Raw genomic sequence first — 22,230 nt, forward strand, 5'->3', positions numbered from 1 at the left:
TGAAAGGCTGGGGTATCCATGATGGTAGACCTCAAGGTGATGGCCTACTTCAAGATTAGCCTTTCAACACGTAATTGGGACAGAGCCTTAAATAAGTGACCACAGATAGCTGAAGGTGTGCAGCTTTGTGCCCCGGTCTGGCCTAGGCCGGATTGGGTCAAGAGGTTGAGACCACAAAAAAAACGGCTTGCCGGGAGGCAAGCCGTTTTTCTATCCATCCGTTATCACTAAACAAGCGCTAGTTGGTGGGGACGCGATGGAGCAGCTCGGCCGCGAGCTGCTGGCTGAGAGCCTGGCGCTGGCTATCTGCAATGCTCACGTCGCTGGTCAGCTGGATGATGCTGCTCCAGACCGCTTTCTGGGTTTTGCGATCGAGCAGCACGATGGCCAGCGACCCTTTGCGCTGGTTGGCCGAGGCATATACCCCAGGCGTCATGCCAAGGCGCGCGAAAATCTCGCCGTCACTCATATCCTTGCCGCCTGCGACGCCGATGGCGACCCACAGATCCGCCTCGTCGAGCGGTGCACTCTGCCACCCCTTGCCATTGAGCTCCCGGCTTACCGCCTGCTGCATCGGCTCCAGCCACCCTTCCGCCAACTCACCGGCAAATTGATACTGTTCGGCCAGGGCGTAGCGCGGGGTTGCACCGTAGGTCCAGTTGCCCATCGGGCGAACCAGCATGGTGCCGGACTCCAGCGTGGGGGCCGCCGGCCCACTGCTGCAACCGCCAAGCAGGGCGAGCAGTGCCACAGAGAGATAAGCAAGCCGCATCGTGAACTCCTTTGAATCAGGTTATTTTGCCGGTTTCGATCAATTGCTGGATGAGCGGGCGCAGGATCAGCTCCATCGCAAAGCCCATCTTACCGCCCGGCACCACTATGGTGTTCATTCGCGACATGAATGAGCCGTCGATCATCGACAGCAGGTAGGGGAAATCCACCTGCTTGATACCGCGAAACCGGATCACCAGCATACTCTCGTCCAGACTCGGGATCACCTTGGCGCTGAAGGGGTTGGAGGTATCCACCGTCGGTACTCGCTGGAAGTTGATATGGGTGCGCGAGAACTGCGGGGTGATGAAGTTGATGTAGTCATCCATGGAGCGAACGATGGAGTCGGTTACCGCCTCGCGGGAATGCCCTCGCTCCGAGGTATCGCGGATCAGCTTCTGGATCCACTCCAGGTTGACGATGGGCACTACGCCTATCAGAAAATCCACGTGGCGCGCCACATTGTGATCCTCGGTGACCACACCGCCGTGCAGCCCTTCATAAAACAGCAGATCGGTATTGCTGGGCAGATGCTGCCAGGGGGTAAAGGTGCCGGGCATCTGGTTGAAGGGCACCGCCTCGTCAAAGCTGTGCAGGTAGCGGCGATACTGGCCATTGCCATCCTGCCCATAGCCCTGAAAAAAGCTCTCCAGCAGCCCGAAGTCATTGGCCTCAGGGCCAAAATAGCTGATATGACGCCCCTGTTCGCGCGCCTTGCGGATCGCTACATCCATTTCCGGTCGGGTGTAGCGGTGAAAACTGTCACCTTCCACCACCGCCGCGGTATATCCCAGTTGATGGAACATGGAGCGAAAGGCGTTGGTGGAGGTGGAGGTGCCGGCTCCGGACGAACCGGTAACGGCAATAATGGGGTGCTTGGCCGACATGGGATTCTCTCTTCCTTGGGAATTCCGTTATAAGGTCCGGATTGCGGTTGGGTCAAGACTGCTCGATGAAGCGGTCTTTCATCACGATATTCACCGATTCGTGCAGCTCGCTATAGACGATGACAGCTTTGCCTTGCTGTAATTGTTCTCTCACTGCATCGACTTTGACGCCAAGTGGGACATCCTGTTCTCCATATTCGGTTCCCTCCTGCAACACAAAGTGTTCGATCAGGTTGGTCAGGGTGTCGCCGTCCAGTTCTTGCCAGGGAATGATCATTTAAAGGTCTCACAGCAAAAGAGGTGATCGTCAGGCTATTGTTGTGTTGAATCCCGCGAATGCAATCACTTTTTACCTTTTCACCGGAGTCTGAGAGATGTTGTCTGAAGCGCAGCGCAGCGCGCCGTTAACCCTGACAGAGCATCTGGACAGCGCACGTCGAGAGGCGATTGCCCGAGGCATGGTGTGGTTCTGGTTGTTGAACTGGCTGGTGGTATTGTTTCTTTCGATACGCTACGAGGTTTACAGCCAGGTCGGGCTCGCCAGTGATGACAGCTTGCCCTGGCGCTTTCAGAGTGAGCTGGCCCTGGTCATGGTGGTGCTATTGCTGCTACCTGTTGTCAGCCTGTTTTGTGACCATCTGCAGGATCGCCTCTGGTTACGGATGGCTGCGCTGGTGATGGTGCTATGGGGCGGACTCTGGACGCTGCACATCTACACGATTGGTCAGGTGGAGCTGCGGGGAGGGGTCAGCTATGCCAACGGGATCATGCGGCTCAACCTGCTGGCTGCGCTCATCGCGTTTTATCCCGATCGCAAGGTTTTTTATGGCTATCTCTTGGGCCCAATGACGGTGGGTGTGGGGTTGGAACTCTTTTTACGCGTCGATTTTACCCAGATCTACCTGCTTGGCGTGTTGTTTGGCGTGATTGCGCTGGAGGTCGGCCGCCGCATGCTGCACCGCTGGTTTGAGTTGGCGATCATGCGGGAGCATGAAAATCTGACGCTGCTGCGCAAACTTGATCAGCTCGCCAAGCAAGATCCTCTGACCGGGGTCGCCAACCGGCGGCATTTCAATATCGAGTTGGATCGCGCGTTAGCCCATAGCCAGGAGAGCGGCGCTCCGCTATCGCTCATCCTGATCGATGTGGACTATTTCAAGCGATTCAACGACCACTACGGCCATCAGGTAGGGGATATGTGTCTCAAGGAGGTGGCACAAGCGCTCAACCGTGCGGTTCGCACGCCATCTGATCTGGTGGCCCGCTATGGCGGAGAGGAGTTTGTGCTGCTGCTGCCCAATACCGACCTTCAGGCGGCGGCCAGCGTGGCGAAGCGGCTGCAAGATGGCCTGGCCAGCCTGCAGCTGGAGCATCTGGCGTCCGATGTTGCCCCCTGGGTGACGGTGAGTCAGGGGATTGCCAGCACAGTTTCCGGTGAAGGGGCGAGCCAGGTGCTGGAGCGGGCCGATCAGGCGCTCTATCGGGCCAAGGAGTCGGGACGCAATCAGTTCTGTGTTGCGGAGTGACTCTGTTCGGCAATCCAGCGGCTGATCCGCTCATCCAGCCAAAACCGCGGCCGCCAGGGCGTGCCGTGCAAAAAGCCGACATGGCCGCCACGCTGGCTCAGCTCATAGCGTACCGTGGGCGAGAGTTGCTCCGGCCGGGGAATGACCGCGTGTGACATAAAGGGATCGTCGGCGGCGTGAATAACCAGGGTCGGGATCGGGATCTGGCGCAGCAGGGGCAGGCCGGAGCAGCTCTGGTAGTAGTGGTTGGCACTGTTAAAGCCGTGCAGTGGCGCGGTGACCATCTCGTCAAAATCGCGCAGGGTGGCAATCTGCTCCACTTGTCGAGGTTGCCAGCGTTCACTCGCTTTCTGCTGCTGGCTGATCTTGTTGAGCAGGTTGCGGCGCATGGTGCGCAGCAGATAGTTCTGATAGACCTTCGAGAAGCCCTGATTGACCCGCTCGGCGCAGCTCGCCAGTTGCAGCGGGGCCGAGACCACCACCGCCGCTTTCAATGCCGCAGGACAGCCCCGCGCCAGCAGATTGACCAGCATATTGCCACCCAGTGAAAAGCCGATGGCGATCAGCGGTTTGCCCGGGAAGCGCTGGCTCAGCTCGGCAATCAGCTCCTGCGCATCACCGATGGCGCCGGAGTGATAGGCCTGCAGGTGGCGATTGGGCTCGCCACTGCAACCGCGAAAGTGCATCAGCACGGCCTCTCTGCCCTCTTGCTGCAGGTGGGCGAACAATCCCTTGGCGTAGTGGGAGTGAATGCTTCCCTCCAGCCCGTGAAACACCACTATCAGCGGCCGTTCATCAAGGCTGACTTCCCCGCTCCAGGCGAGGTCGACAAAGTCCCCATCCTGCAGTTCAAACCGCTCCGCCACAAAACGGGCAGGGGGGCGGCGCAGCCATTTGGGCAGTATGGTCTGCAGATGAGGATTGCGTGCCCACCAGGGGGCGTGGAAGTGGCTCTCGGTCAGCATAGGGTCAGTCGGTCTGGGTCGAAGATAAGGAGGACGGGAGGCGTGTTCCTCCCGCCAGTCATTGCTTATTTCAGCAGGCGATCGTGATGTTCGGCGCCGCGCAGCATGGCCTGGATCAGCTCATTGGCTTCGAACTTGGTCAGCGCCTCATGGGCTCCCACCTGATGGGCCCGCTCCACACTGATCTCGCTGGAGAGGGAGGTGTGCAGGATGATGTAGGCCCCCGCCAGTTTGCTGTCGCTCTGCACCTCGAAGGCCAGCTCGTAGCCATCGAGCCCCGGCATCTCGATATCGCTCACCAGAATGTCGATCGGGGTCTTCTGGCTCGCCCGCGTCTGCATCAGGGTCAGAGCATCCTTGCCATTGGTGCAGACCTCATAGGGGATATTGATGTAGTCGAGGGCGGCCATCAGTTGACGGCGAGCGACCGAAGAGTCATCAACCAGCAGGATCCGCATTGGCTTGATCCGCTCCCGCTGCACATCGGTCAGCACCGGATAGAGGTGGCTCGGATCATCCGGATAGACCCGGGAGAGGATCAGCTCCACATCCAGCAGCTGGATCAGCTGGTCATTGACCCAGGTCACGCCGGTTACGAACACATTGTGGCCGAGGGAGGCGGGGGGCGATTCGATATCGCGCCAGTTGCACTCGGTGATCTTGTCGATGCCCCGTACCAGAAAGCCCACCAGGGTGCGGCGGCAGTCGGTAATGATGATGAAGCAGTGGGGCATCTCCTCCTTGCTGATGGGGCGATAGCCCACCGCCATCGCCATGTCGATCACCGGAATGGTGGAGCCGCGCATATTGGCGGCCCCCAACACGGTCGGGTGCGAGTGCGGCATTGCCGTCAGCTGGGTGTAGGGCACTATCTCCTTCACCTTGAGGGTACCGATGGCAAAGGATTGTTTGGCTGAAAGGTGAAACAGCAACATGCCCTGGGATTGATTGGCTTTGCTCGTCATGGCAGATGTCCTGTTGGTCGAAACGTTGGCAGTCACTTCAGGCCTCTAGCATAAAGGATTACGGGGGGAATGGCCCTTCCTTGTTAACGACCATCTGGCAAAAAACTGGACTCATTCAGCCAATTTCGTTGGCGTATTCCATCGGCGTCCGGTTATTGATCGCTATCCTCGCCAACGCCCCACTGTTGGCAGGCCGCTTGCAACGCGGCCTCATCGGCATAACCCAGCTTGCTGGCCACCTGCGCGGGCTTGCTGCCGCCCTTGAGCAATCTGAGCGCCTGCAGCAGCTGCCACTGTTGTTGCAATTCACTCCCTTCCACCGGCGTATCGGCTTGTTGTGCCCATAGTTGCAGAGACTCCGGTTGGCCATTGGCCAGCGCTTGCCAGCAGGCTTGCAGCTCACCGTGACCCTGCTGGCTGATGGCACACTGTTGCAGCTCATCCAGGATCACCTGCAGTCGCTGACCGTAGGCCCCTTGCCACTCTTTCGGACGTTGCCAACGGGCCAGCGAGTCGAGCAGGGCATCGAGCAGGGGCGTGGCCTGCAGCCAGCCTGCCTGCTGCGGCTGAGCCACGCGCAAAGAGACATTCAGCTGATCGTACTCGCAACCGCTGAGGGGGCTGAAGGCCGCGAGGGCATCGGCGCAGAGCCAGAAGCTGCTGCCTGCTGGCAGCAACAGCTCATGTTGGCCCAGTCTCAGCAGCGCGGCGCCCCGGGTGATCCGCAACAGCTGCCCGACCGGAGTTCGTTTGCGGTTGCCGGCGTGCAGGCCCTGGCAGGAAAAATGGTGATACTCGATGGCGTGATGCATGTAAAAACCCTGATATGATGCTGCCTGGAGGTAACAAATATGGAAACCAGACGTAAAAAACGCTTCATTGCCGGTGCTGTCTGCCCGGCGTGCGGCAAGTTGGACAACATGATGCTGTATCTGGAGCATGGAGTCGAGAAGGTGACCTGTGTCGCCTGTGGCGATACCCAGGTACAAACGCCTGCCGAGGTCGACAAGCAGACTCGCGAGGCGGAAGAGGTGATCGGGGTGTTTCGCCCCTGATAAGGCAACGGCGGGTTGAATGCGGGTCTCCTCGCTGACGCTGTTGCCGTTTTTTTCGTCACTCCGTGGCGCGGCACGGCATATGCGCGGCCCGCTTTTTAGGGTATTCTGAGCCCGTTTTTTTCTATCCGCAGGATCCTGACATGAAAGTAGCTCCTCTGAGCGTGGTTACGCTGGAATACACAGTCACCGACGAGCACGGTGAAGTCATCGACAGCACTGTCGGCAAAGAGCCGCTGGTCTATCTGCACGGCACCCGTTACCTGGTCTCAGGCCTGGAAGCCGAGCTGGAAGGTCGCGCGGTAGGTGAAGCCTTCGAAGTGACTCTGGCACCGAGCCAGGCCTACGGCGAATATGATGAGACCCTGGTACAAGAAGTACCGGGCGAGCTGTTCGACGGCATGGAAGTCTCCGAAGGGGATACTTTTGTGGCTGAAACCGACGATGGCCACCGTCCTGTGACCGTGGTTGAAGTGTCCGAAGAGTTCGTCAAGGTGGATGGCAACCATCCGCTGGCTGGCGTAACCCTGGGCTTCAAGGTCGAGATCAAGGACGTGCGTGCCGCCACTGCCGAAGAGCTGGCCCACGGCCACGTTCACGGTGCCGGTGGTTGCGGTCACGATCACGGTCATGACCACGATCACGGCGGCTGCTGTGGCGGTCATGGTCACGACCACGATGAGGATCACGGCCACGGCGGTTGCTGCGGTGGTGCTGGCCACGGTCACGATCATGGCCACGACCACGGTGATGACCATGGTCACGGCGGCTGCTGCGGTGGCGGCGGTTGTGGTGGCAAGGGCCATCACCACTGATCACGGCCACGCCGATGATAAAAAACCCGCGATAATCGCGGGTTTTTTATTGGCTGACAGTGATGCCGAACCATGTTGCCTGACCAGAGATAGCGCCGGTTCAGTAGTGCGGCGGAGGGGTCTCTTCGGCCATGCTGGCAATCTGGCTGGGTTGTACGCTTTGCAGTTTGTCGATCAGCAGCTGGATCTGGTATTTGAGCCGATCGAGTTCACGGCCCTGGGTGGTCACCTCGTCGTTGAGCTGCTCTATGGTGTATTCCGCATAGGCGAGACGGGTTTCCAGGGTTTCGATGCGATCGTTAAGTTGCTGACTCATGGGCCTTCGGGTCCTTACTTGATTGTCCAGATTTCGGCCAGACCACTGGAGCTGGCACTGACAAGGTGGCTATTGTCGCGCAAAGCGACGCCGTAGACCACTGCGCTGGGCGGTTTCACCTTGGGTTGCGGCGAGACGCGCCAGCTCTGCAGCAGGGCACCATCGCTCACTTGCCACAGGGAGAGCTGACGGGAAGGGGCGCCGGTGATGAGCCACTTGCCATCGTTGGCAAAGCGGGCGCTGGTGTAGACCTCGAAGCGGTGATCATATTGCAGCTGACTCACCTCCTTGCCGGTTTTCAGATCCCAGATGCTGGCCCGGCTGCTGTCGGCGGTGAAGGCGTAGCGGCCGCTCGGCTCCAGCCTGGCCATGATCACCCGGCCACCATGGTTGAACCGCCAGATCACCTGCCCGCTACGGGTATCCCACAGATAGGCGCTGTAGTCGTTGCCGCCGGTCAGGGCGTAGCGACCGTTGGCGGAGAGATCCACCGTATTGACCTGTTCGGTGTGCCCCAGAAACTGCAGGCGACGGCCGCTTCGGGTGTCGAGCCACTCGGCCTTGCCATCTTCCCGCCCGATCAGCACATTGCGTCCATCTGCCGAGAGGGCAATGTCCCTCAGCCTGGATTCAGGAAGTGAGTAGTAGCCTTGTGATTGCCCGTCGTTCAGCCGCCAGGTTGCAAAGGTGTCTGGGGTGGCGGTGACGGCATGGCTGTTGCCTTCAGAAAAGCGGGTAATGAATACCAGATCATCCGCCGAGTCGGATTGCTTCCAGCGCCAGCGTTGACGGTTCTGTTCCAGATCCCAGACGATGATGCCCTGGCTGATGCTGGAGACGATGGCCTGCTTGCCATCACTGGATAGATCTGCGGTCAGCAGACCCGTGCTGGCGAGGGTCATTTGCTGGTTGGGTTGGGAGCTTTGCTCGCAACCGGTGAGCATTAAACAGAGGCTCACCAGATAAATGGCACTTTTTATCATTTTTGCGGTCTCACGCTTTTGTTACCTGCGATCACGGCGTTAGTATAAGGCGCTTATCACGATAAACCTCTCATTTCACGATGGAACCGAGAGCGGTATTTGGAGTTTGGAGAAACTGATGAACAAATTTCTGAAGGTGTCCCTGTTGGCGGCGGCCGTTGCCGTCGGTCTGACTGCTTGCCAAAAAGACGAGAAGCCTGCTGCGGCCAATACCGCCGAAGTGAAGGCAGAAGCCAGCAAGCCGGCAGAGGCGACCAAGGCCGAAGCCAAGAGCTTTGAAGAGCAATCTGGCTACGCAATTGGCCTCTCCATGGGTCGTTACATCGCCAATACCCTGGAGCGTCAGCAGGAACTGGGCATCAAACTGGACAATGCTGTGATCCTGAAAGGGGTGACTGACGGTCTGGGCAAAGAAGCCAAGATGACTGATGAAGAGATCCAGAAGGTACTGCAGGATTACGACGCCAAGATCAACGAGCTGACCAAGGCCAAGGCCGAGAAAGACGCCGTTGAGAATCTGAAGAAGGGCGAAGAGTTCCTGGCTGCCAACGCCAAGAAAGAGGGTGTGAAGAGCACTGAATCCGGCCTGCAGTACGTGGTCGAGAAGATGGGCACTGGCGCCAAGCCGAAATCTACCGATATCGTCAAGGTTCACTACACCGGTACCCTGACCGACGGCACCAAGTTCGACAGCTCCGTCGATCGCGGCGAGCCGGCTACCTTCCCGCTCAACCAGGTTATCCCGGGTTGGACTGAAGGTGTGCAGCTGATGCCGGTTGGTTCCAAGTTCAAGTTCTTCCTGCCGTCCAAGCTGGCCTATGGCGAGCATGGTGCAGGCTCCATCCCGGCGAATGCCGTGCTGGTGTTTGACGTTGAGCTGCTGGCTATCGAGAAGCCGACTGCTGACGACGCCAAGAAGTAATCCCTTCTTGTAGTTAAAAACGGCTCCTTAAGGAGCCGTTTTTACTTGTGTATTCCCTGCAATCGCGGGATAACAGAGCTGTCTTGGCGTTGGGTTTGCGCGCGAAAATAAGGCAAAATAGATCGCAGAATCAAATACAAGGATGAGTCCAGTGGCTGAAAATAAATCGCGTGTCCTGCTGGTGGAAGATACCCGTAGTCTGGCGGTGGTCTATGAACAGTACCTGCGCCAGGAGGGGTATGAGGTGGTGCTGGCCGACTGTGGTCAGCAGGCGTTGGCGCAGTTGCTGGCAAGTCCTCCCCCCGTGGTGCTGCTGGATCTGGAGCTGCCGGATATGTCTGGTATGGATATTCTGCAAATGATCACCGAACAGCAGTTGCCTTGCTCTGTGGTGGTGATCACCGCCCACGGCTCGGTAGATGTGGCGGTGGAGGCGATGCGCCTCGGTGCCTTCGATTTTCTGACCAAGCCGTTTGACAGCAAGCGGCTCTGCGCCACCGTTCGCAATGCCTTGAAACACCAGCAGTTGAGCTCGCTGGTTGCCCACTATCGGGAGAACTTCGAGCGCAGCTCCTTCTTCGGTTTTATCGGTGCCTCCATGTCGATGCAGGCGGTCTATCGCATCATCGAAAGCGCGGCGCCCAGCAAGGCGACCGTTTTTATCACTGGCGAGAGCGGCACCGGCAAAGAGGTGTGTGCCGAAGCTATTCACCAGTGCAGTCCCCGCAGCGAGCAGCCCTTTATTGCCCTCAACTGCGCCGCCATTCCCCATGATTTGATGGAGAGCGAGATCTTCGGTCATGTGAAGGGCTCTTTTACCGGTGCGCAGGGGGATCGCAAGGGGGCGGCCAGTCTGGCCGATGGCGGTACCCTCTTTCTCGACGAGATCTGCGAGATGGACCTGGATCTGCAGAGCAAGTTGCTGCGCTTTATCCAGACCGGCACAGTGCAGCGGGTCGGCAGCGGCAAGCTCGAGACGGTGGATGTGCGCTTTATCTGCGCCACCAACCGGGATCCGCTGGTCGAGGTAAAAGCGGGCCGTTTTCGCGAGGATCTCTACTATCGGCTCCACGTCATTCCGCTTACCCTGCCGCCACTGCGGGAGCGGGGTGAGGATATCCTGCTGCTGGCGCGCACCCTGCTGCAAAGCTACGCCAAGGAGGAGAACAAACGCTTCAAGGATTTCGATGTCGAGGCGGCGCGAGTGCTGCTTGACTACCCCTGGCCTGGCAACGTACGCGAGCTGCAGAACGTGGTGCGCAATATCGTGGTGCTCAATGACAAGGAGCTGGTGAGCCCGGATATTCTGCCTCCACCGCTCAATGGGGTGCGCCCCCAACTGCCGGCTGCGATTGCGGCAGCGGTGGCATCGGCTCCGGCCGCCACTGGCGTGGCCAACGGGCCGATTCGTCCGCTCTGGCTGGTGGAGAAAGAGGTGATCGAACAGGCCATCGCCAGTTGTGACGGCAACATTCCCAAGGCGGCGGCCCTGCTCGAGATCAGCCCCTCCACCATTTACCGTAAAAAGCAGGGGTGGGAGGAGTCCAATCGGGCCTGAACCATCTTGCCAGCAGATAAGGGCGGCTAGCGTGCCGCCCTTGCTATTTTGGGGATCAGAGTTTGGCGAGGCGCTTGAGGCGGGCCAGTCGTTCCCCCTCGTTGGCGCTGAACCAGCGGTCTTGCGACAGCAGAAACCAGGCGCGGGAGAAGTATTCCGCGGCCAGCGGATCGTCCAGCACCAAGGCATTCTCCCCCAGCTCCTCGAACAGATAACCATCCTCAGGTTCGCCTGCCTCGGCCATATCGGCCTTGAGCTGGTGCAGCTCTGCCAGTGCCTGCTGGTGCTGACCCTGGGCCCGGGTCAGGCGAGCCAGACTCCAGCGAGCGATAAACGCCTTGGCCGGCTGGTTATGCTGCAGATGCCAGGCCAGGCACTTCTGTTGCTGGATTTTCGCCTCATCAAAGCGGCCCAATTCGAACAGGGTCCAGCCCTGATTGTTGTAAAGGGGAGCCAGCCAGCCGCGCACCTTCTCGTCACTGCTGCGTTCCGCCAGCTCCATCGCCAGTTGATGCCAGCGGCTCTGCTCTTCCAGTGGTGCGGCGATGGCGATCATGTGAGCGGCGTCGATGGCGAGATAGGTCTCCTTCTCCTTGAGCCCCCATTGCCAGGCTTGTTCAAACAGCGGTTTGGCACTGGCTTTGTCGCCCGCCGAGTTAAAGGTGCGGCCTCGTTCCAGCAGGGCCCGGATCCGCGCTCTGGGGGTTGTATCTGTGAGGCGAGGCGCTATCTCGTCGAGCAGCTGATGGGCTTCGGCAAACTGGCGCTGCAGCGAGTGGGTACGGGCAATTTGGGTCAGCAACTCCAGTTCGAGTTGCAGGTCGGCGGCGGCGCGCGCTTCGGGAAGAAGGGTGTGAAAACGAAGGGCACTGGCGGAGGGATCCTGATAATCCCACAGCGCCATGAAATCGGGCGGATTGTCCATTTGGCCTCCTTGCTGGTTATCCTGTCACCAAGATGCCTGCAGGCCATTGTTTGTACAAGGGGCGCCCGTCACAGAGCGCCCCTTGAGCCATGCTAACGGTTGTGCCAGCCGATCAGTAGACCATGGCCAGGCTCATCAGCATCAGGCCGAGGGCGGCAAAGGCCCCCTCTTTGATGGCGAGCCGTGGCACCAGCGCCTTGGGCAGGGCCGGAAACAGGCTCAGGGCAAAGCCAAGGCCCGGCATCAACCAGTGGAATGCCGGATCGCGCAGGGCGGGATCGGCGGCACCGTTGATGATGATCAGTAAAATAAACAGGGTGAAGGCGGGGAGGATAAACCAGCGTACCCCACCGGCGGCGACCGCCCGCAGCGGCGAAATGCGATAGAGCAGCATGGTCACAAGGAACAGTACAAAAGGGGCCAGCAGATAGAGCGGAGCGGGGTTCATAACATCTTTCCTGAAAACTGATCGTCAAAAAACCGGTTGTCCGGTGCAAGAGGCGCGGGATTTAATCACTCTTCGCAGGTAATCACCAGCAGCCTGGGTCCGGGCTGTGAAGAGGATCCCGGATAAAGGTTTGCTAGCGCACTCTTAGTGCAACCAGAACCAGGTTGCAGCAAATCCCAGCCAGCTCAACACCAGCAATATCCAGGGCAGGGGATGCTGATGGCTTACTTCAACCAGCTCCAGCTGATCGTCTTGTTCTTCGGTTTGGGGCGCGCCCTGTGGCTGCCTGGCTTTGGCCTGCAATTTTTTCTGGCGGCTCGCTTCACGGGCCCGCGCCTTCATCTGTTTCTTGTATTCGTCGATGCCTTTCTGGATACCTTGCGCGATAAGCTGGGTCTGCTCCTTGGTCTGCCCCGGCTTCTGGTTGGCACGGGCAATTTTCATCGCCTCCTGCTGGGTCTCGGGGGAAATCTTGTCGTACTTGGCCATCAAATCATCTCCTCGGGCATGGGGGAGGGAGTATGCCACAAAACCCTGTTTCGTGGGGCTTGGCCAGGCATGGCTACAAATGAGAAACGCCTCAATAAAAGCATTTAAAAATCAGTAGCAAAGGGTAAGTTTGGCCATCGATCACAATTAACAACATTTGTGAGTCGCTGATGAAAATTTCTTCTTCGTTGTTTGTTATATTTGGGCCCGACCTGCTGGATAGGGTCACTAAATAACAAAACAATCAAGGTGATATGGAAATGAATAATAATGTTATCAAAGGCGGCGTGGCCCTGGCCGTGCTGGCGGCACTGACGGGTTGCAATATCTCCAAAAACGACAGCGTTGCACCCTGCACCGAAAATGTCTGCAAACTGACCATTCTGCATACCAACGATACCCACGGCCGTTTCTGGAACAACGCGGAAAATGAATATGGCATGGCAGCCCAGAAGACGCTGGTCGAACGGCTGCGTAGCGAGGCCAAGGCTGCTGGCAGTGACGTATTGGTTCTCTCCGGTGGTGATGTGAATACCGGCGTGCCGGAGTCCGATCTGCAGGATGCCGAGCCTGACTTCATGGCGATGAACAACATTCGCTACGATGCCATGGCGGTGGGCAACCATGAATTCGACAACCCCCTCAACGTACTGGAGAAGCAGCGCAAGTGGGCCCAGTTCCCCATGCTCTCGGCCAACATCTATGACAAGGCCAGCGGTAAGCACTACTTTGACCCCTACAAGGTGTTCAAGCTGGAGAGCGGTCTCAAGGTCGCCGTACTGGGTCTGACCACCGAGGATACCGCCCAGCTGGTTGATCCCAACAACGTGCAGACCCTGGAGTTCCGCGATCCGACCAGCGAGGCGGCCAAACTGGGCCAGCAGATCCGCAGCAACAAGGAGGCCAATCTGGTCTTCGCCATCACTCACATGGGCCATTACGAGAATGGTCAGCACGGCAGCAATGCGCCGGGCGATGTAGAGATGGCTCGTGCTCTGCCGGCAGGGACTCTGGATGCCATCATTGGTGGCCACTCCCAGAATCCGGTCTGTATGGAACCGGGTACCACCAACAAGTACGCCAATTTCAAACCGGGTGATAACTGCCAACCGGACCAGCAAAACGGCACCTGGATCATGCAGGCCCACGAGTGGGGCAAGTATGTGGGCCGTGCCCAGTTTGAGTACCAGAATGGCAAGTTGACCCTGACCAGCTATGACCTGATCCCGGTCAACCTGATTAAGCGCAACGCCAAGGGCGAGGCGATCGATGCCAACGGCGCCGTAACCAAGGATCCGGCCAAGATGCAGTTCGTACAGGACGAGATCACCAAGGATCCCGAGCTGTATAACACCCTGCTGGGTTATCAGGAGAAAGGTCAGCAAGAGCTGAATGTCGTCATTGGCTCGGCAGATGGCTTGCTGGTTGGTGATCGCAACTCGGTTCGCAACAAGCAGACCAACCTGGGTCGCCTCATCACCACGGCGACCAGCAGCAAGCTGGGTGTCGACTTTGGTATCGTCAACTCAGGCGGTGTGCGCGACAGCATCCCGGCCGGTGATATCACTTACCGCAGCGTGCTGCTGGTGCACCCCTTTGGCAACACGGTCAACAAGGCGGTCATGAAGGGAAGCGATCTGGCGACCTATCTGGGCCAGGTGGCAAGCAAGACCCGCAATACCGGTGGTTATGCCCAGTTTGGCGGTATCAATATGGCGGTGGATTGCCAGGCCAAGAGCGTCAATATCACCAGCATCGGTGGCAAGGCGTTTGATCCGGCAGCAACCTACAGCTTCGCGATCCCGAGCTTCAGCGCCTCCGGTGGTGACGGCTATCCGAAGATCGATACCATCAACGCCGGTTTGGTGGATGCTGCCGTGCTGAAGGAGTACATCGAGGTCAAGAAGACCATCAACGTGGCCGATTATCAGCCAGGCAATGAGGTGAGCTATCTGAACTCAACATCTACCGAAGGGTGCAACTGATTCGTCAGCGGGGCGCATAGCCCCCAGATGTGATCCCAAAGGGCAGACGGTGGCTGCCCTTTGTCGTTGTTTGGGGAGCGGTTACAACTCTTCAATCATCAATGACGATAGCAATCGCCTGTATGAGGTCAGGTGAGGGGATGAAATGAAAAGAGGCGGCTCGTTGGCCGCCTCTTGCGTAGTGACAATCTAAACTTTACAGCTGCTCGATACCGACGATATGCCAAGGGGCATTGTTCTTGGCCAGATCGCGTTCGAGGTGCCACACCTCTTTGATGTCTTCTTCGACCTGCTCCTGACGGTCCATGTAGCGGCCGCTAAAGCGCACGCTCACCTGAGCCCAGTCGCTGCCGTAGTCGGCGCGTACCAGCTGGGTATCGACGTACATCACTTCGGTATGCTGGTCGCCAGTCAGTTCGGCGCGCTCGGCTTTGAGCTGCTCAAACAGCTCGGGGCTGACGTACTCGCGCACCTTTTCCAGATCGTTCTTGTTCCACGCCTCTTGCAGGGTGCGATAGTGATCGCGGGCACCGGCCAGGAAGCTGTTCATGTCAAAGCCCGGCGGCAGGCGGAACGGCACGTCGCTGTCGGCAAAGCCGGTGGCTTGCGGTGCGCTGTTGCTCTGCTCAAACTGCTGCGGGGCCGCGGATTGCGGTGGCTGGTAGCCAGCATAGGCTGCCTGTTGTGGCTGTGGCGTCGCGACCTTGCCCTTGCGCAGGGTACGGATCAGGAAGACGGCACCCAGCGCTAGCAGGGCGATCAGCAGGAAGTCCATTCCTTGCAGACCTTCAAAGGCACCGCTGCCCAGCAGGTAGGCAAACAGGCCACCGGCCAGCAGGCCGCCCAGCAGGCCGCCCATCATGCCGCTCTTTTTCGGCGGAGTCTGGGCATTCAGTGTCGGATTCTTGTTGTCGACCGGTTTGGCCGCAGGCTGGGCCGGCGCAGTTTTGTAACTTTTACCAAAGGATTTGCCGCCGCCAAACTTCTTGGCTTCGGCGTGAGGTGCCCCCAGGCCAATGGCCAGGATCACGGCAAACAGGGTCAGCATCTTTTTCATTTTGACTCTTTTCACTCTCGTCTGTGGGTGGGGCATGCTCCGCTTTGGCAAGCTCAGCAAGGCGCATGGCAGGCTGCCTGTCCCTAATTGTGTCGCAGCTTGTATTCATCAATATCACCTCTGGCATGAATTATTCATGAACGAGGTTGCCGCGATGCGGCGTCAAACAAGAGGAGTAAACCGGATGAAAAGCAGAAGATTGAGTCGCAAGGAGCGCAAAATGCGAAGCAAAATCAAAATGGTCAAGGTAGAGCAGACACTGGTTTGGCCCTTTATGATGGTATGAGCCGCCAGATAGGGCTCGCTGTAGTTGGCTTTCTTTTGTAAAATTCCCGTCCCCTTCCCGCTGCGGTTTTTATGTGTATGGCAGAGCAAGTGACGGCGAAAAAAGACGCCAAGACACAACAGCTGAAAGTTCCTCCCCACTCTTTTGAGGCCGAACAGTCCGTACTGGGCGGCCTGATGCTGGATAACGATGCCTGGGATCGGGTTGCCGAACGGGTTATCGATCAGGATTTCTACAGCCGTCCGCACCGGTTGATCTTCCAGGCCATGACCCGCCTCTCCAACGCGGGCAACCCCATCGACCTCATCACCTTGCAGGAGGAGCTGGAACGCTCCGAACAGCTGGAAGAGGCGGGTGGCTTCGCCTATCTGGTGGAGATCGCCAAGAACACCCCGAGTGCCGCCAACATCAACGCCTACGCCGAAATCGTGCGCGAGCGAGCGGTGGTGCGGGAGATGATCTCGGTCGCCAACGAGATCGTCGAAGCAGGCTACGAGCCACAGGGCCGTACCTCCGGCGATCTGCTGGATCTTGCCGAGAGCAAGGTATTCAAGATTGCCGAGCAGCGCACTAGCGCCAACGAGGGGCCCCAGCCCCTGAAGCTCATCCTCGAGCAGACTGTCGACAAGATTGAAGAGCTGTTCAAGACCCCCCACAACGGGGTGACCGGGGTATCGAGCGGTTACAACGATCTCGACAAGATGACCGCCGGTTTGCAGCGTTCGGACTTGATCATCGTGGCGGCCCGTCCTTCCATGGGCAAGACCACCTTTGCTATGAACCTGTGCGAGCATGCGGCCCTCACTGCCGACAAGCCGGTGCTGATCTTCTCGCTGGAGATGCCCTCCGAGCAGATCATCATGCGTATGCTCGCCTCGGTCGGTCGCATCGATCAGACCAAGGTGCGTACCGGTCAGCTCGACGACGAGGATTGGGCGCGCCTCTCCTCCACCATGGGATTGCTGCTGGAGAAGGGCAAGATGTATATCGATGACGCCTCCGGCCTCACTCCGACCGATGTGCGCTCCCGTGCCCGTCGGGTGGCACGCGAGCACGGTGGCCTATCCATGATCATGGTGGACTACCTGCAGCTGATGCGGGTGCCGGCGCTCTCTGACAACCGTACCTTGGAGATCGGCGAGATATCCCGCTCTCTCAAGGCCTTGGCGAAAGAGCTGCAGTGCCCGGTGGTGGCGCTCTCCCAGCTGAACCGAAGCCTGGAACAGCGGGCCGACAAGCGCCCGGTCAACTCGGATCTTCGTGAATCGGGCTCCATTGAGCAGGATGCGGATTTGATCATGTTTATCTATCGTGATGAGGTTTATCACGATGACAGCCCGGACAAGGGGATTGCCGAGATTATCATCGGCAAGCAGCGTAACGGCCCTATCGGAAGAGTGCGTCTCACCTTCCAGGGTCAGTTCTCCCGGTTCGACAACTACGCCGGTCCGGCGTTTGATGACGATTATTGATGTAAACCCAAGGTGATGGCGGTTTCGTCATTACCACGACTGCCCTGATCGATAGCCAGTCATTGACTGCTGCTCAGGGCCTGTTTTCCCGGTTCGACAATTATGCCGGTCCGGCCTTCGACGACGATAAGTGAGTGGCGGTCTTCGGCCCGATGAGGGGGAGACCATTTGTGCCCTCGTAAGGGAAAACCATGAAAGCGGCTACTGCCCAAATCAATACTGCGGCCTTGCGCCATAACCTCGCCGTGGTCAAGCGCCACGCTCCCGCTTGCAAGATCATCGCTGTGGTCAAGGCCAACGCCTATGGCCACGGACTGCTGCCGGTCGCCCGCACCCTGGTGGATGCGGATGCCTACGCGGTGGCCCGTATCGAAGAGGCGCTGATGCTGCGCTCCTGCGCCGTGGTCAAACCCATTGTGCTGCTGGAGGGCTTCTTCTCTGCCGACGATCTGCCGGTGCTGGCGGCCAACAACCTGCAGACGGCGGTTCACACCTGGGAGCAGCTCGAAGCGCTGGAGCAGGTCGAGCTGCCAGCCCCCGTGGTGGCCTGGCTCAAGCTCGACACCGGCATGCATCGCCTCGGGGTACGTGCCGACGAGATGCCCGCCTTTATCGAGCGCCTCGGCAAGTGCAAGAACGTGGTGCAGCCGTTCAACATCATGACCCACTTCAGCCGCTCCGATGAGCTGGAGCAGCCCACTACCCGCGAGCAGATCGATTTGTTCAGCAAGTTGACCGCACCGCTGGCAGGTGAGCGGGCCATGGCCAACTCGGCGGGCATTCTGGCCTGGCCAGACTCCCACTGCGACTGGGTTCGCCCCGGTGTCATCCTCTATGGCGTCTCGCCCTTCCCCAACACGGTGGCGGCCGATTACGACCTGCAGCCGGTGATGACCTTGAAGACCCAGCTGATTGCGGTGCGGGATCACAAGGCGGGCGAGCCGGTGGGCTACGGCGCCAACTGGGTGGCGGATCGCGATACCCGCCTTGGCGTGATTGCCATCGGCTACGGTGACGGTTATCCGCGCATGGCGCCTAATGGCACTTCCGTGCTGATCAACGGCCGCATCGTGCCGCTGGTGGGGCGTGTCTCCATGGATATGAGCACAGTCGATCTGGGCCCGGGCGCGACCGACAAGCCCGGCGACGAGGCGGTGCTGTGGGGCGAGGGGCTACCGGTGGAGCGGGTGGCCGACGAGATTGGCACCATCCCCTACGAACTCATCACCAAACTCACCTCCCGCGTCTTTATGGAGTACGTCTGATGTGGCAGCAGTGCCTGCTGACGTTGAAGCCCCGTTCGCGGGGCTTTCATCTGGTGACCGACGAGCTGGTGGCCAAGCTGCCGATGCTGGCGGATTACCGGATTGGCATGGCGCACCTGCTGCTGCAACACACCTCCGCCTCGCTCACTCTCAACGAGAATTGCGACCCCAGCGTGCGCAGCGATATGGAGGCTCATCTGCACCGGCTGGCGCCGGAGGATGCCCCCTACTATCGCCACACTTATGAGGGGGCGGATGACATGCCCGCCCACATCAAATCCTCTCTGCTCGGGGTGAGCCTGCAACTGCCGCTCCGCGATGGTCAGCTGGCGCTCGGCACCTGGCAGGGGATCTGGCTTGGCGAGCATCGCATCGATGGCGGTGCCCGCAAGGTGCTGGTGACCCTGCAGGGTGAGTAATCAGGCTGCAATCAGCTGAAAGATGACGATAAAAAAGAAAGAGGGATGGCGCCGAGCCGTCCCTCTTTTGTTTTTACGATTTCGCGAGCTATCTGCTTGCCAGTAGTGAAGCGCTCTGCGTGGCTCAGGCGACCTTGAAGGGGGTCAGCTCGGCCAGCGGGGCGGCGTCCATAAAGGCTTGCGGCTCCTGGCCCTGTTTGAAGATCTTGAAGTCCTGCTCGCGTGCGCTCCAGTACTCCAGACGCTCACTGCCGTTTTCTCCGGTGATTTGCAGCAGGCTCGCTTCACGCAGGGCCACCACGTGCTCGCTCGGGTTGATGGCGCAGAACTCGGCCAGACGCTCGTCGCGGGTCTCGCCCATGTGGCCGCTGATGCTGGCGTCCAGATAGTGCGGGTTGATCTGCAGCGGGAACAGGCCCAGCGCCGGCAGCACGGCGGCGCTGCAAACCGGCATGTCGTTGGTGGTGCGGATGCTCGGGGTCGCCACGTTGCAACCGGCGCTCCAGCCCACATAGGGGACGCCCCGCTCGCGCACGGCACGCTGGATCGGCACGATCAGACCGTTTTCATGCAGCATCTGGTTGAGACGCCAGGTATTGCCGCCGCTGATAAAGATGGCGTCTGCCTGATTGATGGCATCAACCGGATCATCGAAGTGGTGGATGCTGATGGCATCGACTCCCAGACTCTCCTGCAGCTCGTTGGCGCGGGCATCCCAGCCGCTGCGGATCACCGCGTAGGGGATGAGCAGGATGCGCTTGACCTGTTTGCGCGCGAGCAGGCTTTGAACCCGATCCCGGGCCCAGCCGAGCAGACCCGGAAATTCGTTGGCTTTACCGTTGCTAAGCAGAAGCAGTTCCATCAAATCGTTCCTCAAAAATTGAAAGCGGAGGCGGGAGGGCCACCGGATCCGCCGTGCGGTCGGATGGCAAGAGCGGGCATCCTACCACCATTGGCGTGGCGGTTCTGTGATCGCGAGGCCCATTCAACGGCCATTGAGGAGCTATGGATGGATAACTCACTGCAAAGTGGTGGATTAATAAGCAGCGCTCCGCTCGCTGCCATCGCCAATAAAAGACCCCGCCGCAGCGGGGTCATGTCAGGGGAAAAGCCACTCGCCCATCAGGAGGCGGTCGCTTCAACCACCTTGTAGGAGGGCTGCTGGCGCAGCTTCCACAGCTCGCTCCATTTGCGCAGGGCGGAGAGGAGAATCAGCATTCCCAGCACCAGCATGATGAGGGAGATGATGCCGTTCATCGGGTTGTAGCCCTTGGCCGCGGCGTTGAAGTAGACGTTGCTCATCATCCAGTAACCGGCGTAGTTGACGGTGACGAACAGATAGGCCAGCGGGATCAGGCAGGTCAGCATGTAGCGGCGCTTGCTGGCCAGTCGCAAGATGATGGTGGCACCTATGATCAGGCCCACCGAGGCCATCAGCTGGTTTGAGACCCCGAATAGCGCCCACACAGATCCGATATCACCGGACATCAGCAGATACCCCCACATCACACAGGCGAGCACGCTAGCCCCGATGGCGCCCGGCATCCAGTCGATGCGCTTGAGGGGCGGGTAGAACTCGCCGAAGAAGTCCTGGATCAGGTAACGGGAGACCCGGGTGCCGGAGTCGACGGCGGTTAAGATAAAGACTGCTTCGAACATCACCACGAACTGGAAGAAGTAGGAGGCGAGGTTACTGAACCAGGGCACCTTGGTGAAGATGTAGGACATGCCCACCGCCAGGGTGACGGCGCCGCCGGTGCGGCCGTTCAGATCCATACCGATCTCCTGGGAGAGGAACGGTAGATCCACCACCTGCATCCCCAGTTTGGCGAAGGCCTCCGGGGTGGCGTTGATGGCGAAGTAGTCAGCCGGGTGCAGGGCAGTGGCGGCGATCAGCGCCATCACGCCCACCACGCACTCGGCCAGCATGGCACCGAAGGCGACCGGCAGAATGTCATTCCACTTGTCCACCAGTTTCGGGGTGGTGCCTGAGCCGATAAAGGCGTGGAAGCCTGAGATGGCGCCACAGGCGATGGTGATAGAGATAAAGGGCCAGACCGGGCCACCCAGTACCGGGCCGCCGCCGTGGACAAACTGGGTCATGGCGGGGAACTGGATCTCCGGGTTGATGCAGATAACGCCGATCACCAGCGCGCCGAACACGCCGATCTTCATAAAGCTGGAGATGTAGCCGCGCGGGGTGAGCAGCAGCCAGACCGGCAGCGCGGTAGCGAAGAAGGCGTAGATGGGCAGCGCCAGACTGATGGTCTCGGCACGCAGGGTCAGCCAGGCTCCGAAGGCGCTCTCCTGCACGTAGGGGCCGAAGAAGACACAGGCTAGCACGGCGATGAAGCCCACCCAGGAGGCCGCTTGCAGGTTGCCGGTCAGCTTGTGCCAAATTCCCACCACCATGGAGATGGGGATGGTCATGAACACCGCGAACACGCCCCAGGCGTTACGCTCCAGTGCGTGTACCACCACCATGGAGAGACCCGCCATAGTGATGGTGATGATGAACAGCATCGCGAGCCCCGTGCACCAGCCGGCGATGGGGCCGAGTTCGGCCTTGGCCACCTCGGAGAGGGACTTGCCCTGATGCTTCATGGAGGCGAACAGCACCACGGTGTCGTGTACCGCGCCGCCGATGACGCAGCCGATCAGCAGCCAGAGAAAGCTCGGCAGGTAGCCGTACTGGGCCGCCAGAACCGGGCCGACCAGCGGGCCAGCGGCGGCGATGGCCGCGAAGTGTTGACCGAAGTTGACCCACTTGTTGGTCGGCACATAGTTCTTGCCATCTTCCAGCTGGTGGGAGGGGGTGACTTGCTTGTCGTCAGCCTGCAGCACCTTGCGCACAAAGAACACGCCGTAGAGGCGATATGCGATGGCGAGGATGCAGAGGGCCGCAATGACAAAAGTGATTGCGTGTTGCATGGGGGAGTTTCCTTTTCCTGTGGCCAGTCTGGCCGGGCTCAGGCTGTACTCTACCCATGCGGTGGGGAAAGGGGAGCGAAGAAAAGGTCAGTGGCCGGGTTCTGCCCGCGAGTGGCAGAAAAGCGGCCCCGAGCGGTTTGAGGGATGAGCCGGCGGGCGTAGCAAGCAGGTGAGTGGTAGCTGGAGCAGG

At 59.4% G+C, this 22,230-nt stretch carries 23 protein-coding genes; 9 read left to right on the forward strand and 14 right to left on the reverse strand.

Annotated elements, in window-relative coordinates:
* Positions 1-238: 238 nt before the first annotated feature.
* Genes AB5Y92_RS10170 through AB5Y92_RS10180 form a run of 3 tightly spaced genes read right to left on the reverse strand, consistent with a single transcriptional unit; the run spans position 239 to position 1,935 of the window.
* A complete protein-coding gene (locus tag AB5Y92_RS10170) occupies positions 239-772 on the reverse strand; it encodes a DUF4136 domain-containing protein (RefSeq protein ID WP_123172456.1) in 534 nt (177 codons plus the stop codon).
* 16 nt (positions 773-788) lie between these two features.
* Positions 789-1,658: a phosphoribulokinase gene (locus AB5Y92_RS10175; RefSeq protein WP_005335299.1), complete on the reverse strand. Its 870-nt coding sequence runs from the start codon at positions 1,656-1,658 to the stop codon at positions 789-791.
* 52 nt (positions 1,659-1,710) lie between these two features.
* Positions 1,711-1,935: a YheU family protein gene (locus AB5Y92_RS10180; RefSeq protein WP_005335298.1), complete on the reverse strand. Its 225-nt coding sequence runs from the start codon at positions 1,933-1,935 to the stop codon at positions 1,711-1,713.
* Positions 1,936-2,032: 97 nt separating this feature from the next.
* On the opposite strand from AB5Y92_RS10180, the gene AB5Y92_RS10185 reads away from it, so the two are divergent.
* On the forward strand, positions 2,033-3,184 hold the full coding sequence (locus AB5Y92_RS10185; RefSeq protein WP_368226706.1) for a membrane-associated sensor domain-containing protein: 1,152 nt from the start codon (positions 2,033-2,035) through the stop codon (positions 3,182-3,184).
* Here AB5Y92_RS10185 and AB5Y92_RS10190 read toward each other — a convergent pair.
* The 3 genes from AB5Y92_RS10190 to AB5Y92_RS10200 form a co-directional block, all read right to left on the reverse strand.
* Positions 3,163-4,149 (reverse strand): hydrolase, encoded by a 987-nt coding sequence (locus tag AB5Y92_RS10190; RefSeq protein WP_368226708.1) that lies wholly within the window; start codon positions 4,147-4,149, stop codon positions 3,163-3,165. The genes AB5Y92_RS10185 and AB5Y92_RS10190 overlap by 22 nt on opposite strands.
* A gap of 65 nt (positions 4,150-4,214) precedes the next feature.
* On the reverse strand, positions 4,215-5,114 hold the full coding sequence (locus tag AB5Y92_RS10195) for a chemotaxis protein (RefSeq protein WP_368226710.1): 900 nt from the start codon (positions 5,112-5,114) through the stop codon (positions 4,215-4,217).
* Between the two features lie 152 nt (positions 5,115-5,266).
* Positions 5,267-5,926 carry a hypothetical protein gene (locus AB5Y92_RS10200; protein WP_368226712.1) on the reverse strand — a complete coding sequence of 220 codons (660 nt, stop codon included), beginning with the start codon at positions 5,924-5,926 and terminating at the stop codon, positions 5,267-5,269.
* A 39-nt stretch (positions 5,927-5,965) separates the two neighbouring features.
* Here AB5Y92_RS10200 and AB5Y92_RS10205 point away from each other — a divergent pair, with 39 nt between their 5' ends.
* Positions 5,966-6,169: a YheV family putative zinc ribbon protein gene (locus AB5Y92_RS10205; RefSeq protein ID WP_005335287.1), complete on the forward strand. Its 204-nt coding sequence runs from the start codon at positions 5,966-5,968 to the stop codon at positions 6,167-6,169.
* Between the two features lie 143 nt (positions 6,170-6,312).
* Complete coding sequence (gene slyD, locus AB5Y92_RS10210; RefSeq protein ID WP_100645229.1) at positions 6,313-6,984, forward strand: peptidylprolyl isomerase; 672 nt, start codon at positions 6,313-6,315, stop codon at positions 6,982-6,984.
* Positions 6,985-7,084: 100 nt separating this feature from the next.
* Here slyD and AB5Y92_RS10215 read toward each other — a convergent pair whose 3' ends face one another.
* Both AB5Y92_RS10215 and AB5Y92_RS10220 read right to left on the reverse strand, forming a co-directional pair.
* A complete protein-coding gene (locus tag AB5Y92_RS10215) occupies positions 7,085-7,300 on the reverse strand; it encodes a SlyX family protein (RefSeq protein ID WP_005335285.1) in 216 nt (71 codons plus the stop codon).
* A gap of 14 nt (positions 7,301-7,314) precedes the next feature.
* On the reverse strand, positions 7,315-8,283 hold the full coding sequence (locus tag AB5Y92_RS10220) for a hypothetical protein (protein ID WP_236767669.1): 969 nt from the start codon (positions 8,281-8,283) through the stop codon (positions 7,315-7,317).
* Between the two features lie 118 nt (positions 8,284-8,401).
* On the opposite strand from AB5Y92_RS10220, the gene fkpA reads away from it, so the two are divergent.
* Positions 8,402-9,205, forward strand: a complete 804-nt coding sequence (fkpA, locus tag AB5Y92_RS10225) for an FKBP-type peptidyl-prolyl cis-trans isomerase (protein WP_005335283.1) — start codon at positions 8,402-8,404, stop codon at positions 9,203-9,205.
* A gap of 151 nt (positions 9,206-9,356) precedes the next feature.
* Entirely contained in the window at positions 9,357-10,763 is a 1,407-nt protein-coding gene (locus tag AB5Y92_RS10230) for a sigma-54 dependent transcriptional regulator (RefSeq protein WP_005348258.1), read from the forward strand.
* Positions 10,764-10,818: 55 nt separating this feature from the next.
* On the opposite strand, the gene AB5Y92_RS10235 is transcribed toward AB5Y92_RS10230, so the two are convergent.
* The 3 genes from AB5Y92_RS10235 to AB5Y92_RS10245 all read right to left on the reverse strand — a co-directional run bounded on the left by AB5Y92_RS10235 (position 10,819) and on the right by AB5Y92_RS10245 (position 12,625).
* Positions 10,819-11,688, reverse strand: coding sequence for a hypothetical protein (locus tag AB5Y92_RS10235; RefSeq protein WP_368226714.1), 870 nt, complete (start codon positions 11,686-11,688; stop codon positions 10,819-10,821).
* Between the two features lie 112 nt (positions 11,689-11,800).
* Entirely contained in the window at positions 11,801-12,136 is a 336-nt protein-coding gene (locus tag AB5Y92_RS10240) for a hypothetical protein (RefSeq protein WP_005358483.1), read from the reverse strand.
* 144 nt (positions 12,137-12,280) lie between these two features.
* Positions 12,281-12,625: a DUF2956 domain-containing protein gene (locus tag AB5Y92_RS10245; RefSeq protein ID WP_139428679.1), complete on the reverse strand. Its 345-nt coding sequence runs from the start codon at positions 12,623-12,625 to the stop codon at positions 12,281-12,283.
* A gap of 260 nt (positions 12,626-12,885) precedes the next feature.
* Between AB5Y92_RS10245 and ushA the strand changes: the two genes are divergently transcribed.
* Positions 12,886-14,610: a bifunctional UDP-sugar hydrolase/5'-nucleotidase UshA gene (ushA, locus tag AB5Y92_RS10250; RefSeq protein WP_164537589.1), complete on the forward strand. Its 1,725-nt coding sequence runs from the start codon at positions 12,886-12,888 to the stop codon at positions 14,608-14,610.
* Positions 14,611-14,806: 196 nt separating this feature from the next.
* Here ushA and AB5Y92_RS10255 read toward each other — a convergent pair whose 3' ends face one another.
* Positions 14,807-15,667 carry a Tim44 domain-containing protein gene (locus AB5Y92_RS10255; protein ID WP_005335275.1) on the reverse strand — a complete coding sequence of 287 codons (861 nt, stop codon included), beginning with the start codon at positions 15,665-15,667 and terminating at the stop codon, positions 14,807-14,809.
* Between the two features lie 363 nt (positions 15,668-16,030).
* Between AB5Y92_RS10255 and dnaB the strand changes: the two genes are divergently transcribed.
* The 3 genes from dnaB to AB5Y92_RS10270 all read left to right on the forward strand — a co-directional run bounded on the left by dnaB (position 16,031) and on the right by AB5Y92_RS10270 (position 19,109).
* The gene (gene dnaB, locus AB5Y92_RS10260) at positions 16,031-17,425 is read left to right on the forward strand and encodes a replicative DNA helicase (protein ID WP_026035132.1); all 1,395 of its coding nucleotides are present in this window, start codon (positions 16,031-16,033) and stop codon (positions 17,423-17,425) included.
* A gap of 191 nt (positions 17,426-17,616) precedes the next feature.
* A complete protein-coding gene (gene alr, locus AB5Y92_RS10265) occupies positions 17,617-18,690 on the forward strand; it encodes an alanine racemase (protein ID WP_164537587.1) in 1,074 nt (357 codons plus the stop codon).
* Positions 18,690-19,109: a secondary thiamine-phosphate synthase enzyme YjbQ gene (locus AB5Y92_RS10270; RefSeq protein WP_164537586.1), complete on the forward strand. Its 420-nt coding sequence runs from the start codon at positions 18,690-18,692 to the stop codon at positions 19,107-19,109. Before alr ends, AB5Y92_RS10270 begins: the two co-directional genes overlap by 1 nt.
* Before the next feature lie 124 nt (positions 19,110-19,233).
* Here AB5Y92_RS10270 and pepE read toward each other — a convergent pair whose 3' ends face one another.
* Both pepE and AB5Y92_RS10280 read right to left on the reverse strand, forming a co-directional pair.
* Complete coding sequence (gene pepE, locus AB5Y92_RS10275) at positions 19,234-19,971, reverse strand: dipeptidase PepE (protein ID WP_164537585.1); 738 nt, start codon at positions 19,969-19,971, stop codon at positions 19,234-19,236.
* 260 nt (positions 19,972-20,231) lie between these two features.
* Entirely contained in the window at positions 20,232-22,040 is a 1,809-nt protein-coding gene (locus tag AB5Y92_RS10280; RefSeq protein WP_368226717.1) for a carbon starvation protein A, read from the reverse strand.
* Positions 22,041-22,230 lie beyond the last annotated feature (190 nt).

Source organism: Aeromonas sp. R1-1 (assembly GCF_040908495.1).
Taxonomy (GTDB): Bacteria; Pseudomonadota; Gammaproteobacteria; order Enterobacterales; family Aeromonadaceae; genus Aeromonas; species Aeromonas veronii.

Excerpts from the sequence above, each read along its gene's own strand:
- AB5Y92_RS10270 (WP_164537586.1), top strand. The coding sequence starts at position 18,690 with ATGTGGCAGCAGTGCCTGCTGACGTTGAAGCCCCGTTCGCGGGGCTTT.
- AB5Y92_RS10205 (WP_005335287.1), top strand. The coding sequence starts at position 5,966 with ATGGAAACCAGACGTAAAAAACGCTTCATTGCCGGTGCTGTCTGCCCG.
- alr (WP_164537587.1), top strand. The coding sequence starts at position 17,617 with ATGAAAGCGGCTACTGCCCAAATCAATACTGCGGCCTTGCGCCATAAC.
- AB5Y92_RS10255 (WP_005335275.1), bottom strand. The coding sequence starts at position 15,667 with ATGAAAAAGATGCTGACCCTGTTTGCCGTGATCCTGGCCATTGGCCTG.
- AB5Y92_RS10180 (WP_005335298.1), bottom strand. The coding sequence starts at position 1,935 with ATGATCATTCCCTGGCAAGAACTGGACGGCGACACCCTGACCAACCTG.
- AB5Y92_RS10175 (WP_005335299.1), bottom strand. The coding sequence starts at position 1,658 with ATGTCGGCCAAGCACCCCATTATTGCCGTTACCGGTTCGTCCGGAGCC.
- fkpA (WP_005335283.1), top strand. The coding sequence starts at position 8,402 with ATGAACAAATTTCTGAAGGTGTCCCTGTTGGCGGCGGCCGTTGCCGTC.
- AB5Y92_RS10280 (WP_368226717.1), bottom strand. The coding sequence starts at position 22,040 with ATGCAACACGCAATCACTTTTGTCATTGCGGCCCTCTGCATCCTCGCC.
- dnaB (WP_026035132.1), top strand. The coding sequence starts at position 16,031 with ATGGCAGAGCAAGTGACGGCGAAAAAAGACGCCAAGACACAACAGCTG.
- pepE (WP_164537585.1), bottom strand. The coding sequence starts at position 19,971 with ATGGAACTGCTTCTGCTTAGCAACGGTAAAGCCAACGAATTTCCGGGT.
- AB5Y92_RS10240 (WP_005358483.1), bottom strand. The coding sequence starts at position 12,136 with ATGAACCCCGCTCCGCTCTATCTGCTGGCCCCTTTTGTACTGTTCCTT.
- slyD (WP_100645229.1), top strand. The coding sequence starts at position 6,313 with ATGAAAGTAGCTCCTCTGAGCGTGGTTACGCTGGAATACACAGTCACC.
- AB5Y92_RS10215 (WP_005335285.1), bottom strand. The coding sequence starts at position 7,300 with ATGAGTCAGCAACTTAACGATCGCATCGAAACCCTGGAAACCCGTCTC.
- AB5Y92_RS10190 (WP_368226708.1), bottom strand. The coding sequence starts at position 4,149 with ATGCTGACCGAGAGCCACTTCCACGCCCCCTGGTGGGCACGCAATCCT.
- AB5Y92_RS10245 (WP_139428679.1), bottom strand. The coding sequence starts at position 12,625 with ATGGCCAAGTACGACAAGATTTCCCCCGAGACCCAGCAGGAGGCGATG.
- AB5Y92_RS10235 (WP_368226714.1), bottom strand. The coding sequence starts at position 11,688 with ATGGACAATCCGCCCGATTTCATGGCGCTGTGGGATTATCAGGATCCC.
- AB5Y92_RS10195 (WP_368226710.1), bottom strand. The coding sequence starts at position 5,114 with ATGACGAGCAAAGCCAATCAATCCCAGGGCATGTTGCTGTTTCACCTT.
- AB5Y92_RS10170 (WP_123172456.1), bottom strand. The coding sequence starts at position 772 with ATGCGGCTTGCTTATCTCTCTGTGGCACTGCTCGCCCTGCTTGGCGGT.
- AB5Y92_RS10185 (WP_368226706.1), top strand. The coding sequence starts at position 2,033 with ATGTTGTCTGAAGCGCAGCGCAGCGCGCCGTTAACCCTGACAGAGCAT.
- ushA (WP_164537589.1), top strand. The coding sequence starts at position 12,886 with ATGAATAATAATGTTATCAAAGGCGGCGTGGCCCTGGCCGTGCTGGCG.
- AB5Y92_RS10220 (WP_236767669.1), bottom strand. The coding sequence starts at position 8,283 with ATGATAAAAAGTGCCATTTATCTGGTGAGCCTCTGTTTAATGCTCACC.
- AB5Y92_RS10200 (WP_368226712.1), bottom strand. The coding sequence starts at position 5,926 with ATGCATCACGCCATCGAGTATCACCATTTTTCCTGCCAGGGCCTGCAC.